Genomic DNA, 12836 nt, shown 5'->3' on the forward strand with positions numbered 1-12836 from the left:
ACCAAATACAGGCAAATTAATTAAGTACCGGTGTTTTACCCACACCTGTTACACCATGACGCGATGCAGGCGGCGTAATAGGGATACGATTTAAATCAAGCCAGGGAGACAGCCATTTAAAAGTACGCCGGTATGCATCAGAGCTTGCCTCTGCATTAAACGCTATCGACACGCTGGATGCACCCAGTGTCAGCCGCTTTGTTTCATCTGGTTTTAAGCTGATATTATCAAAATCGTGCAAAGCATCAGGATAGGTAATCAAGCGAAACGTTGGCTGATCTGCACGCGCCACTAAGGCCCGGCAAGGCTCGGCCGGCGTCCAGTCATCATCCTCCCCCACCAGCAGGAGCAGCGGCGCTGTTACCTGGTACTTATCCCGGAGTAAGGAAGAGCTGCAAGATGGAAAAAACCCCACAGCAACCCTCACCGATGGTTGTTTTTGCCCCAGCAAAGCCAGCACTGAAGTGGCGCCGTGTGACCAGCCGATCACCCCTATACGATCTCCATCAATCTCTTTACGTGTTTTCAGCCATTCAAGTGCATGCCGGGCATCTTCTGCACGCATTCTGGGGCTGAGTGTGCGTTTACTTAATGGCACACTGCATATTTCTTGTAAATCGCGGGCGCTAAAACTATCCAGCATCAGCACTGCATAGCCCTTTTCCTGCAAAAGAGCCGCCATCCGGTCCGGGCGGGGGTTAATCCCGTTGCTGTGGCTTAAGCCATTGCAGCCGTGCAGCAGAAGCACCGCCGCCGCAGGGCCTGCGTCTGGAAAAGGAGGGGGTAAGTATTTTGCAGATAAAATGATCTCAGCGCCGGGAATCAGGACACGCTCGGCCCAGGCAGGCAAAGCAAGCACACCAAGCAGGTAAAGCCAGTAAATAATTCGCATCGCATCTAATAAATCAAACGTAGAACAAAACGATAAGTCTTAGTTTGCCTGCTGTCCTTCAAGGCAAACACAAAACACCCAGCCATACACTTAAACACATCCTGCCTGCTCAGGCAGAATTTTCATTCCATACAACTTTTGCCAGAAAAAAAAGCGCACTATCTCAGCACTTTCACACGCCAACATTACAGTAAACTTGTCTAATCCAAAGCATGAATGAAGTCAATATTTTCACTGCCTTCCATCAGCCCAGAGTGGCGCGCACTCTAACACACAGCACCGGGCTTGACTAAACTGACTCGCAAATTCCTGTCATTCCCCCCGGTGGCAATACCTTACCCTGATTTATTGCCCTGATCCTGATTTCAAATCAATGCAAGCCTTATTAAGGTGCGAGTATGAGCGATACACTACACACACACTTTAGCCATGGTATCGCCACAATTACCCTCAACCGACCCGAAATTTGTAACGCCTTCGACGATATGCTGATCGCCGAGCTGACCGCCACCCTCACCGCCTTTGGCCAGAACTCTGATCTAAGAGTTGTTGTTCTCACTGCCGAAGGATCCACATTCAGCGCCGGCGCAGATTTAAGCTGGATGCAGCATGCCACCCAATTTGATCAGCACCGCAACTTTGAAGATGCATTAAAGCTGGCCCGGCTGATGCAGACACTGGAGCGCCTGCCCGTACCTACTATTGCACGTATACAAGGGCCGGCATTAGGCGGAGGAGTGGGATTAATTGCCTGTTGTGATTTAGCCGTAGCCAGCAGCAACACTTGGTTCCGGATCAATGAAGTCCGCCTTGGCCTGATCCCTGCGGTTATTGGGCCTTATATCATCAGCAAAATCGGCATCAGTGCTGCCAGACGCTTTATGCTAACAGCAGAACAGTTTGACTGCCACACCGCCCTGCAACTTGGTTTATTGCATGAAGTAAAAGCCGATGAAACAGCAATGGATCATCAGGTGCAAACTTGGATTAACGAGCTGCTACAAAACAGCCCGCATGCGCTTACTGCAGCAAAGCGGCTGATTACTTCTGTTGTCCACCGCCCCATAGACGACGCAATGATCTCTGATACCGCACACCGCATCGCCCATATCAGAACCCATGAGGAAGCCAGAGAGGGAGTAGCCGCCTATTTAGGCAAGCGCCTCCCGTCCTGGCACATTAACCGGGCGGTAAAACTAAATGGCGATGAGGCCCCGCAGAACGGCTAACAAACTCAGACTCGGCAACAGTAAGCAGTTGCAAACGCGGCAAAGGATAGTGAAAAACATCATCCTCACCTGTGAGGATATCCACCTTATCCAGCTCTGTGCTTCCGTCTTCCATATTGAATACGGTCATCATGGCAATATCTCCTCGGGGCTAAAACAGAAATCTAGCGTCTCTGCTTATTCTTAATATCGGCATAGCAGTAAGAAAATTCAATCCATAAAATAAAAAATGGCAAGGCACAGGTCCTTGCCATCTTTTTATGCCCCCATCAAAGCTTACTCAGCCGCCATCGCCTTCAGCTTGTAGTCCACTTTAATTTGAGACTTAAGGGCCTGCAAGTAGCTAGCCACTTCAACCTGGCCATACATTTGCACCATGTTTTCATTAAGCTGGCGGCGCATTGTGGCATCCAGCGCAGGTGCGGGGGTCGATTTCACCACCTTAAACAATGCAAAACCCTGGCCCTTCACTTCAGCCCCTGCATAAGCAGGTAATTGATTAGCCGCAGCACGGAAAATCTCTTTGATCTGTGCTTCAGGAACTGCAGATTGGCCCATACGCGCCATGGCCTGAGCAGCTGGCCACGTTAAGGTATCAGCACCGCCTTTTTTTAGATCGGCTAATTTCTTGGTCCCTTCTTCAATCGCCAGCTTTAGCGCTTTCTCTTGCTTAAGCTTTGCAGTGATGTCCGCGCTGACAACTTCCAGCTTCTGCGACTGCGCCGGTTTAGATTCAATTACCCTGACCGACACCAGCGTACCGGATGCCACTTCAATGGCTTCAGAGTTATGTTTCTTTTTCAGCACATCGTCACTAAAAGCCGCTTCACGCAGCTTCTCGTTATTCAGCAGCTCATCCTTAGCGGCAGCACGTGTAAGCCAGTCACTTTGCTGTACATGCAGTTTAAAGGCCTCTGCTGCAGGCTTCAGGCTGTCTGCCTGCTGATAAACCAGCTCATTAAACCGCTCTGCCTGCTTCTGGAAGCTCTGGCTTACTTTTTCAAGCTTTAATTTTTGCTCAACATCAGGCTGAACTTCTGCAAATGTTTTGCTGCGCACATCATCAAGACGAATAATGTGCAAACCAAAATCGCTGGCCACAATACCGCTGATCTCCCCTTTTTTCAGCTTAAATGCCGCATCATCAAAAGGCTTTACCATTGCACCATGGGCAAAGAAGCCCAAATCACCGCCATTTCCTGCTGAACCTGGGTCTTGCGATTCTTTTTTGGCAATATCAGCAAAGCGTGCCGGATTTGCTTTCAGCTCCAGTAAAATAGCTTCAGCCTTAGCCTGTGCTGCTTTTTTTGCTTCTGGTTTTGCATCTTTCGCCAAAGCAATCAGGATATGGCTGGCTTTACGCTCTTCACCCGTCAGCTGAGCCTGATGCGCCTCAAAATATTTTTTTACTTCATCAGGGCTGATCGAAATGTTTTTAGCCAATTCTTGCTGAGAAAAAACCAGATATTCTAAACGGGCCATTTCAGGCAGTTTAAATTCGGCAGTATGCGCGTCGTAGTATTTTTTTACTTCGGCATCAGACACCGTAATCTGTGGCAAAAAAGCTGCAGGTGAGATTTGCAGCATCGCCACATCCCGTTTTTCGCCCAGCAAAGCGGCCATATAGTCGGCCACGGCAGTGGATTGAATGCCGCTGGAGAAACCTGCAAGCAGATGGCTGCTTGCAATATCGTCACGAACACGTTGCTGAAAATCGAGGGGGGTCATTTGCTGAGCGGCAAGCAGGTCTTTATAGCGCTGAGCGCTGAACTTACCGTTTTCCTGGAAATCAGGAATCGCAGCAATCGCATTACGAATCTGATCATCAGACACATCTAGGTGCAACAGGCCAGCCTGCTCGAGTAAAAGCTGTTTTTTAACCAGCTGTTCAAGCACCATAGGCTTCATCTCATTGGGAACGGCGCGGTTACCAATAGCCTGAGCGAGTTCACGCGGTGTGATCTTGGTCTGGCCCACTTTGGCCAAATACGATCCACCACCTTCCATAGCGCTATAGCCAGTCAGGCCAACACCAACAACAAGACCAAGAGACACAAGGCCAAGTACCACCTGAACGGCGGTTTTGTTCTTTTCAACAAAGGAAAACATGAGACAGGCAACTCCGCGAGTGATTCGCGGCATATAATGCCAGATTGACGCCTGCCTGTCTTCCTCAGGCAGCTAATAGACAAACAAAAAGCCAAACATTTCTGTTTGGCTTTTTGTTTTAATCTTTATTGGCGGAGCGGACGGGACTCGAACCCGCGACCCCCGGCGTGACAGGCCGGTATTCTAACCAACTGAACTACCACTCCACAATGCGACCACTTCTTCGTACAGCGAGTGGTGGGTGATGACGGGGTCGAACCGCCGACATTCTGCGTGTAAGGCAGACGCTCTACCAACTGAGCTAATCACCCATTTCCATTTCACACAAGCAATTTATCATACATGACGCATGCAAATTATCTGTGTAAAAGGCAAAAGCTCAGACAACCGAGCGAATCACCTTAAGGACACATTACCGCACTAAAAAAGACTTAGTCAGCAAAGCAAGACGATTATTGTACTGCATCTTTCAGAGATTTACCAGCCCTAAATTTAGGCTGTTTCGCTGCGGCAATCGCAATAGTCTCACCTGTACGTGGATTACGGCCGCTGCGCTCAGCACGCTCAGACACATAGAAAGAACCAAAGCCGACCAGCGTTACTTCGTCGCCGCCCTTCAGTGCGTTCGTTACGGCTTCTACTGTTGCATCCAGAGCTTTACCTGCATCAGCCTTGGAGAGACCAGCGGATTCTGCGATGGCGTTGATGAGTTCCGATTTATTCACTTACGTCCCCTTACAATTCTGATTGGATTGATACGATTAACTATTGACTACAGCTTTATAGCAAGCCACAAAATCTTGTGTCAACTAATGTTTTGTAAGCTGTCCGGTCACTTCCACCCCAGCTTGCGGCAGAACGGGCTCCACACTCACAACTTCTTCCGGCAAAATCTCCGGCAAACGCTCCAAGGCAAACCCCAACACCTGGTCGATCCACTTAACTGGGTGAATGGTTAGTCCGCGCTTCACATTGTCAGGAATCTCGGCAAGATCCTTAACATTGCCCTCAGGAATTAACACCTGCTTAATGCCACCGCGGTGAGCAGCAAGCAGTTTCTCCTTTAAACCACCAATTGGCAATACTTCGCCACGCAGCGTGATCTCACCGGTCATTGCAACATCGCAGCGAACCGGAATACCCGACAATACCGACACCATTGCAGTTGCAATACCGATCCCTGCAGACGGGCCATCTTTTGGCGTTGCGCCTTCAGGAAAGTGGATGTGCATATCTATTTTTTGATAAAAATCCGGGTCAATTCCCAACGCTTTTGCACGACTGCGAACAACCGATAAAGCCGCCTGGATGGACTCTTGCATCACATCACCGAGCTTACCAGTCTGAATCATTTTGCCCTTGCCTGGGAATTTTACCGCTTCGATCGTGAGCAATTCGCCACCAACTTCGGTCCATGCAAGGCCTGTTACCTGCCCCACTTGGTTGGTTTGCTCGGCCACACCGTAATCAAAACGATGTACACCCAAGTACTTTTCCAAGTTTTTCGGCGTAACAGTAATCTTTCTATCACTAGGCTTCATCAGAAGACTTTTCACCACCTTACGGCAGATACGAGCGATCTCCCTGTCCAGGCTACGCACACCCGCCTCACGCGTGTAGTAACGCACCACATCACGCACAGCCGTGTCTGTGATCACCAGCTCGCCTTCCTGCACCCCATTGGCCTTCACTTGCTTAGGCACCAGATACTTGAGGGCAATATTCACTTTTTCGTCTTCGGTATAGCCCGACAAACGAATAACTTCCATCCGATCCAGCAAAGCAGGCGGAATATTCAAAGAGTTGGCTGTTGCAACAAACATCACATCCGACAAATCAAAATCAACTTCCAGATAATGATCGCTGAATGCGTGGTTTTGTTCCGGATCCAACACTTCCAGCAAGGCAGAAGATGGGTCACCACGGAAATCCGCCCCCATCTTATCGACTTCATCGAGTAAAAATAGCGGATTTTTTACGCCAATTTTAGTCATCGACTGCAAAATTTTACCTGGCATAGAGCCAATATAGGTACGGCGGTGACCACGAATCTCAGATTCATCGCGCACGCCACCCAGGGCCATGCGCACAAACTTGCGGTTTGTTGCGCGGGCAATCGACTCACCCAAAGAAGTTTTACCCACCCCTGGCGGCCCTACAAGGCACAGAATCGGGGCTTTTAGCTTTTCAACACGGCTTTGTACCGCAAGGTACTCAACAATGCGCTCTTTCACCTTTTCAAGGCCATAGTGATCGGTATCGAGCACCAACTCAGCAGCCGGCAATTCCTTGCTGATTTTGGTTTTCTTTTTCCACGGCAAATCGAGCAGCGTATCGATGTAATTACGCACAACGGTCGCCTCAGCAGACATTGGCGACATCATGCGAAGTTTTTTAAGCTCGGATTCAGCCTTATCTCGCGCTTCTTTACTCATCCCTGCGTTCTTGATTTTTTTATCAAGCTCGTCGATATCGGCGTTTTCGTCTAATTCACCCAGCTCTTTCTGAATCGCCTTAACCTGCTCATTCAGATAGTACTCGCGCTGGCTTTTTTCCATCTGGCGCTTTACGCGGCCACGAATACGCTTTTCAACCTGCAAAATATCCAGCTCGGATTCCAGCTGTTTTAATAGCTGTTCCATACGGCGGCGCAGATCAAACATTTCGAGAATAGATTGCTTTTGCTCCAGCTTTAAAGGCAGGTGCGCAGCAATGGTATCGGCAAGGCGGTGAGCATCTTCAATACCGGCAAGGGAGGTCAGAATTTCAGGTGGTATTTTTTTATTAAGCTTCACGAACTGATCAAATTGAGTCAGTAAGGCGCGGCGCATGGCTTCAACTTCATGCCCCTGCTCGCCACTGACATCAACCGGATGAGCAATGGCGCTGTAAAAACCCGCCTCCTCATCAATATCAGTTACCTCAGCGCGCTGCCCGCCTTCCACCAGCACTTTAACAGTGCCATCGGGCAGTTTCAGCATCTGCAAGATGCTGGCAATCGTACCTACAGGATAAATATCGGCCAGGCCTGGCTCATCTTTCTGGGCGTTTTTTTGCGCAACCAGCAGGATATGGCGGCCATCTTCCATCGCGGCTTCAAGCGCACGAATCGACTTTGGGCGACCCACAAATAGCGGGATAACCATATGCGGAAACACCACCACATCTCGTAGCGGCAGCAGCGGCAAATGGACATCGTCAGCAAACGCAACAGTTTGGGACATCAACAAGGGTCCTCAATAATGGATTTATCCCCCAGATCATGGGGGTGCAGGCAAGGAAATACAATGCCCAAGAACTAAAATCTGACCTGAATATTTCAAATATCCATGGAACATATGAAATATTCTGAATTTAAAAACACTTGCACGCATCGCATGCAAGCGTCATCTCACATTAAGCCGCAGCAGGATCTGCGTAAACAATCGTTGGAGCAGTGGCGTTTTTAATCATAGATTCATCCACAACCACGCGCTCAACCCCCTTCAGTGAAGGCAGCTCGTACATGATATCCAGCAGAGATGATTCAACAATCGAGCGCAGACCACGCGCACCAATTTTACGCTCCATGGCCTTGTGCGCAATCGAAGCTAGGGCTTCTTTGCCCACTTCCAGCTCAACCCCTTCCAGCGAGAACAGCTTTTGGTACTGCTTGATCAGCGCATTTTTTGGCTCGGTCAAAATAGAAACCAAGGCAGCCTCATCCAGCTCTTCCAGCGTAGCAGTAACCGGCAAACGTCCCACAAACTCAGGAATCAAACCGAAACGAATTAAATCGTCTGGCTCAACCGTGTGTAACATTTTACCAACACTGGAGTTTTCATCTTTGCTCATGACTTCAGCACCGAAACCAATACCACTCTTCACTGAACGATTACGAATAATCTTGTCGAGGCCTTCAAACGCACCACCACAAATAAACAGAATATTAGTGGTATCAACCTGCGGCATGTCCTGATTAGGGTGCTTACGCCCCCCCTGAGGCGGCACGGAAGCAACCGTACCCTCTACCAGCTTCAGCAGTGCCTGCTGCACACCCTCACCCGATACATCACGGGTAATTGAAGGGTTTTCAGATTTACGGGCAATTTTATCGATCTCATCGATATAAATAATGCCGCGCTGAGCTTTCTCTACATCGTAATCACACTGAGCCAACAGCTTGGCGATGATGTGCTCGACATCTTCACCCACATAGCCCGCTTCGGTCAGTGTTGTGGCATCCGCAATCACAAATGGAACATCGAGGAGCTTAGCCATGGTCTGTGCAAGCAAAGTCTTACCCGAGCCAGTAGGCCCGATTAAGAGGATATTTGACTTGGCTAATTCCACATCATTATCGCTGGACTTATTACTGGTCAGTCGCTTGTAATGATTGTAAACCGCAACCGCTAAAATCTTTTTAGCGCGCTCTTGCCCGATGACATAGGAATCCAGCGTGGTCCGAATTTCCATCGGCGTAGGCACACGCTTACCATCTGTAACTTGCTCAGTTTCGCCAATCACAGCAGCGGCTTCGTCTTTCAGCACATCACGACAAAGCTCAATGCATTCGTTGCAGATAAAAACTTGTGGCCCAGCAATCAGCTTAACCACTTCGTGCTGGCTTTTACCGCAAAAAGAACAATAAAGGAGTTTTTCTGACATCGCCTAACCTACACCCCAAAAAACGGGCCATTGCAGCCTGTCTGATTGAAAACAGTAAACCTGACAGGCCACTAGAATAAAAAACCGCCAGGCACGCTGGCGGCATTGTCACGATCCGACGCAGCCTTATTTAGCGGCTGCCGCGCTGCGAGATTGCAATACATCATCAATCAGACCGTAGTCTTTTGATTCTGCAGCACTCATAAAGTTATCTCTGTCTGTATCACGCTCAACGGCTTCGATACTCTGACCAGTATGTTTCGCCAGCATTTCATTCAGCGAGCGTTTAGTTTTAATTAATTCACGCGCATGAATTTCCACATCAGATGCCTGGCCCGACAAACCGCCAATCAAGGGCTGGTGAATCATAATTCGTGAATTAGGCAAAGCGTAACGCTTACCCTTGGCACCACTGGAAAGCAGGAAAGCCCCCATACTGGCCGCCATCCCCACGCACATTGTCGACACATCCGGCTTAATAAAATTCATGGTGTCGTAAATGGCCAGACCTGCAGTGACCGAGCCACCCGGGGAGTTGATATATAAATGAATATCTTTATCTGGATTTTCGGATTCCAAAAACAACATCTGCGCAATAATCAGATTTGCGCTTTGATCGTTTACCGGGCCGACCAAGAAAATAACACGCTCTTTTAAGAGGCGCGAGTAGATATCATAAGAACGCTCGCCCCGGCCGCTTTGTTCAACGACCATCGGGATATACCCAAGGTTTTGCGGATCAAATTCTTGTCTCGACATCTTTTTCTCTCAGAAATTTATGGTCATTCAAACGATAAGGTGTCACCTATGATGACACCTTATCGTAGCACCTCAGTAACCGAGAATGATCAGCCTTGCTGGCCCATCAGCTCTTCAAAGGACATGCCTTTTTCAGTTACCTGTGCCTTAGCCAGAACGAACTCAACCACATTGTCTTCCAACGCCATTGATTCCGGGCCAGCCAAACGCTCACGATCTTCAAAGTACCATGCTACAACTTCGCTTGGATCTTCGTAATTCTGCGCCAAATCTTCAACAACCGCTTTTACCTGATCCGCTTTCGCTTCAAGGCCGTTACCCTTAACCAGCTCAGCCAATGCTAAACCAAGGTGAACACGGCGCTGTGCTTGCGCTTCAAACATTTCTGGCGAGAACGGAACATACTTTGGGTCGATACCGCGTGCTTTCAAGTCTGCAAGCGCACCTTCAGCCAAACGACCGATTTCCAGCTGAACCAGAGCCTTAGGCAATTCAACCGGCGCAGCAGCAATCAGTGCCGTCATAACGTTTTCTTTAGCGCGGGCTTTCAGGCGGAAGCGCACTTCGCGCTCCAGGTTGCCACGGACTTCAGCGCGCATTTTTTCTACATCGCCATCAACAATACCCAGGCTTTTTGCGAAGTCTGCATCCACTTCCGGCAAGATAGCAGCAGCCACATTTTTAACCGTGATTTCGAATACTGCAGTTTTGCCTGCAACATCGGCACCATGGTAATCAGCAGGGAATTCAACGCTTACCGATTTGGTTTCGTCTTCTTTCATACCGATCACACCGGCTTCAAAGCCTGGCAACATCTGGCCCTTGCCCAGCAGGAAAGCGTGGTTTTCAGCAGAACCACCATCAAACAATACGCCGTCGATTGAGCCTTTGAAATCTACGATCACGCGATCGCCATCCGCTGCTTCGCGCTCTACGCGCTCAAAACGAGTACGCTGGCGACGCAGGATGTCTACTGTTTTTTCTACTTCAGCATCAGACAATTCCAATACTGGTTTTTCAATTTGAGCAGCAGCTAAATCACCGATCACAACTTCCGGATACACTTCAAAAGTAGCCGAGAACTGGAAATCGCCTGTTTCTTCCGCCGCATCTTTTGGCTCGAAACGTGGGTAGCCTGCTACACGCAGCTTTTGCTCTTGTACTGCCTGACCAAAACTCACTTCAACCGTTTCGCCCAATACTTCTTCCTGAATACGGAAGCCGTAGTTTTGTGCAACGATTTTCATCGGCGCTTTACCTGGACGAAAACCTGCAATTTTTGCAGTCTTAGCAACATGCTTCAAACGCGCGTTAACTTGCTCGGTAATTTCTGCGCGTGGCACAGAAATAGACAGGCGACGTTCGAGTTGATTCAGGGTTTCTAGTTGTACTTGCATTTCAAACCATTCCTATGGGGGATCAACGCGCGTACACGCATCTTAATAAATAGGGGATAAAGCCAGCTCATCAGCAGTAATATGCAGATCATCAGTCATGATCTTTGCCTTTCCAGCTCTCCCCGTCTCAGACCAGCCAAAACAGACAGAAAAACCAGATCAGCACGCAGCACTCACCGCGATTTACCAACAAAGTCGGTAAGTTTAGCGCACAACGGCACGCAAATCCAAACAGAATTATTAACCAGCGCCCGTGCGACCAAAAACACAGCAGCCACAAGACTTAGACCGCAAGCTCCGGCCAATAAAAAAACAGATGCTTTGTGCGATTTTCCAACAAGAAAAGTGTTATGCAGCCGGAATTTTAGGCATGAAAAAAGCCGCAAGAGCAATGCTCTTGCGGCTTTTTTTCAGAATATTTGGTGGGGGATAAGAGACTCGAACTCTTACACCTTACGGCGCTGGAACCTAAATCCAGTGCGTCTACCAATTCCGCCAACCCCCCACTTCTCATCGCTACGTTTGCTTGTGCACCGAAGGAAGACCCGCATTCTAGTTGAAGGTTTTTACTTTGCCAAGCCTTATTTTGAAAATATTTCAAAATAATTTAAGCAACCGTCACAACAGACACGAAATTCTTTAATATAACAGTAAGATAATCGCAATCTATACAGCCCATAAAAAGTTTATGTCATACTCCGCACAGCTTTTCACCCTATACACTCTTACTTCACCCCTCCCGTGAACGATCATATACATACACTCCTGCGTATTCTTCCTGCTTGCGATCTTGCTACGACAGAAGTTCGCTGGTTTGCCGGCCAGCAATCCGGCACGGCACAGCTCAGCGCGCTTCCGCCCTCGCAAAGAACCGAGCTTATTGTTCCTGCGGCGCTCTCAAATATTTATCGCGCAGAGCTGCCAAAGCAATCTTTAGCAAGGCGGCAAAAACTTTTGCCCCATCTTTTAGAGGATCGCCTGCTCAGCCCTGCTGCATCACTGCACTTTGGGCTCAACGACCAGAATAATAAAATTATTGCTGCAGACCGAAAATGGCTGACTCAATACCTGAGCTTACTGGCCGGGCATCAGATCATTCCTTCAGCGGTGTGGAGTCTTTATGATTTTCTGCCTGATAGCGAAGGCTGGTGTGTTGCTACTGATCAGCAAACATACCTCGTGCGCACGCCGGAAGGACAATACAGCCAGCTTGATGATGCCCTTATCGTTGAGGCACTGATTGGTGACGCATCAAGGCAAGATCTCCACCTTGCTGATTTAATCCCAAACAGCGTACCGGGTACAAATTTACTGCAAGGTGATTTTGCCCAGCGCAGCCAGTGGCGTTTTGACTGGAAAATCCTGCAAACCCCGGCACTACTATTAAGTGCTATTTTTGCACTGGTTTTAGCGGGGCAAATTGGTGACTGGTGGCAATTACGCAGCAGCAAACTGGCTTTGCAGCGTGAAATGCGCCAGACCTATGCGGCGGCCTTTCCCGGCGAGCCAGTCTTTGACCCCGTATTACAGCTGCAAAGCAAACTGCGTGATCGCGGCGGGCTTCGCAGCGGCAACGGTGACGGGCTGGACCTGCTCCTGCAAGTAGCCGGCATTGCCGGTAATGGCCTGCAACTGACACAGCTCGATTACACCAATGGCCAGCTCAGTTTGGAGTTACCAGATTCTCAGGCGGGCAGCCTGCAGTCTCAGCTTAAAGGGGCAGGATTATCTGCAGAAACCCAGCCTGCAACAACAGGGCGCATGAAAGTTATGATCCGCGCCCAAGCCGTAAAATGAGCAACC

Annotated in this window: 10 protein-coding genes and 3 tRNA genes; 2 read left to right on the forward strand and 11 right to left on the reverse strand. The window is 49.0% G+C overall.

The window, feature by feature from the left end:
- Nucleotides 1-16: 16 nt before the first annotated feature.
- Nucleotides 17-892, reverse strand: a complete 876-nt coding sequence (locus tag CSQ88_RS01065) for a dienelactone hydrolase family protein (RefSeq protein WP_099396278.1) — start codon at nucleotides 890-892, stop codon at nucleotides 17-19.
- 398 nt (nucleotides 893-1290) lie between these two features.
- Between CSQ88_RS01065 and CSQ88_RS01070 the strand changes: the two genes are divergently transcribed.
- Nucleotides 1291-2121: an enoyl-CoA hydratase-related protein gene (locus CSQ88_RS01070; RefSeq protein ID WP_099396279.1), complete on the forward strand. Its 831-nt coding sequence runs from the start codon at nucleotides 1291-1293 to the stop codon at nucleotides 2119-2121.
- Here CSQ88_RS01070 and CSQ88_RS22660 read toward each other — a convergent pair.
- From CSQ88_RS22660 to CSQ88_RS01115, 10 genes are all read right to left on the reverse strand, one after another.
- Nucleotides 2072-2254: a hypothetical protein gene (locus CSQ88_RS22660; RefSeq protein ID WP_143449374.1), complete on the reverse strand. Its 183-nt coding sequence runs from the start codon at nucleotides 2252-2254 to the stop codon at nucleotides 2072-2074. The genes CSQ88_RS01070 and CSQ88_RS22660 overlap by 50 nt on opposite strands.
- A 143-nt stretch (nucleotides 2255-2397) precedes the next feature.
- Entirely contained in the window at nucleotides 2398-4230 is a 1833-nt protein-coding gene (locus CSQ88_RS01075) for a SurA N-terminal domain-containing protein (protein ID WP_180273486.1), read from the reverse strand.
- A 129-nt stretch (nucleotides 4231-4359) separates the two neighbouring features.
- Nucleotides 4360-4436, reverse strand: a tRNA-Asp gene (locus tag CSQ88_RS01080).
- A gap of 29 nt (nucleotides 4437-4465) precedes the next feature.
- Nucleotides 4466-4541, reverse strand: a tRNA-Val gene (locus CSQ88_RS01085).
- Nucleotides 4542-4682: 141 nt separating this feature from the next.
- Entirely contained in the window at nucleotides 4683-4955 is a 273-nt protein-coding gene (locus tag CSQ88_RS01090) for an HU family DNA-binding protein (RefSeq protein ID WP_046352775.1), read from the reverse strand.
- Nucleotides 4956-5039: 84 nt separating this feature from the next.
- Nucleotides 5040-7454, reverse strand: a complete 2415-nt coding sequence (gene lon, locus CSQ88_RS01095) for an endopeptidase La (protein ID WP_180273487.1) — start codon at nucleotides 7452-7454, stop codon at nucleotides 5040-5042.
- A gap of 172 nt (nucleotides 7455-7626) precedes the next feature.
- Nucleotides 7627-8877, reverse strand: coding sequence for an ATP-dependent Clp protease ATP-binding subunit ClpX (gene clpX / locus CSQ88_RS01100; RefSeq protein ID WP_099396281.1), 1251 nt, complete (start codon nucleotides 8875-8877; stop codon nucleotides 7627-7629).
- A 126-nt stretch (nucleotides 8878-9003) separates the two neighbouring features.
- On the reverse strand, nucleotides 9004-9636 hold the full coding sequence (clpP, locus tag CSQ88_RS01105; protein ID WP_099396282.1) for an ATP-dependent Clp endopeptidase proteolytic subunit ClpP: 633 nt from the start codon (nucleotides 9634-9636) through the stop codon (nucleotides 9004-9006).
- A gap of 89 nt (nucleotides 9637-9725) precedes the next feature.
- Nucleotides 9726-11033, reverse strand: a complete 1308-nt coding sequence (tig, locus tag CSQ88_RS01110) for a trigger factor (protein WP_099396283.1) — start codon at nucleotides 11031-11033, stop codon at nucleotides 9726-9728.
- Between the two features lie 420 nt (nucleotides 11034-11453).
- Nucleotides 11454-11538, reverse strand: a tRNA-Leu gene (locus tag CSQ88_RS01115).
- Nucleotides 11539-11774: 236 nt separating this feature from the next.
- Here CSQ88_RS01115 and gspL point away from each other — a divergent pair.
- Nucleotides 11775-12830 (forward strand): type II secretion system protein GspL, encoded by a 1056-nt coding sequence (gene gspL, locus CSQ88_RS01120; protein WP_099396284.1) that lies wholly within the window; start codon nucleotides 11775-11777, stop codon nucleotides 12828-12830.
- The last annotated feature ends 6 nt before the right edge of the window (nucleotides 12831-12836 follow it).

It is taken from the genome of Iodobacter sp. BJB302 (assembly GCF_002735645.1).
Taxonomy (GTDB): Bacteria; Pseudomonadota; Gammaproteobacteria; order Burkholderiales; family Chitinibacteraceae; genus Iodobacter.

Bases quoted from the DNA above. Each gene is read 5' to 3' on its own strand.
- tig (WP_099396283.1), bottom strand. From the start codon at position 11,033: ATGCAAGTACAACTAGAAACCCTGAATCAACTCGAACGTCGCCTGTCT.
- CSQ88_RS01075 (WP_180273486.1), bottom strand. From the start codon at position 4,230: ATGTTTTCCTTTGTTGAAAAGAACAAAACCGCCGTTCAGGTGGTACTT.
- clpP (WP_099396282.1), bottom strand. From the start codon at position 9,636: ATGTCGAGACAAGAATTTGATCCGCAAAACCTTGGGTATATCCCGATG.
- CSQ88_RS01070 (WP_099396279.1), top strand. From the start codon at position 1,291: ATGAGCGATACACTACACACACACTTTAGCCATGGTATCGCCACAATT.
- CSQ88_RS01065 (WP_099396278.1), bottom strand. From the start codon at position 892: ATGCGAATTATTTACTGGCTTTACCTGCTTGGTGTGCTTGCTTTGCCT.
- lon (WP_180273487.1), bottom strand. From the start codon at position 7,454: ATGTCCCAAACTGTTGCGTTTGCTGACGATGTCCATTTGCCGCTGCTG.
- CSQ88_RS22660 (WP_143449374.1), bottom strand. From the start codon at position 2,254: ATGATGACCGTATTCAATATGGAAGACGGAAGCACAGAGCTGGATAAG.
- clpX (WP_099396281.1), bottom strand. From the start codon at position 8,877: ATGTCAGAAAAACTCCTTTATTGTTCTTTTTGCGGTAAAAGCCAGCAC.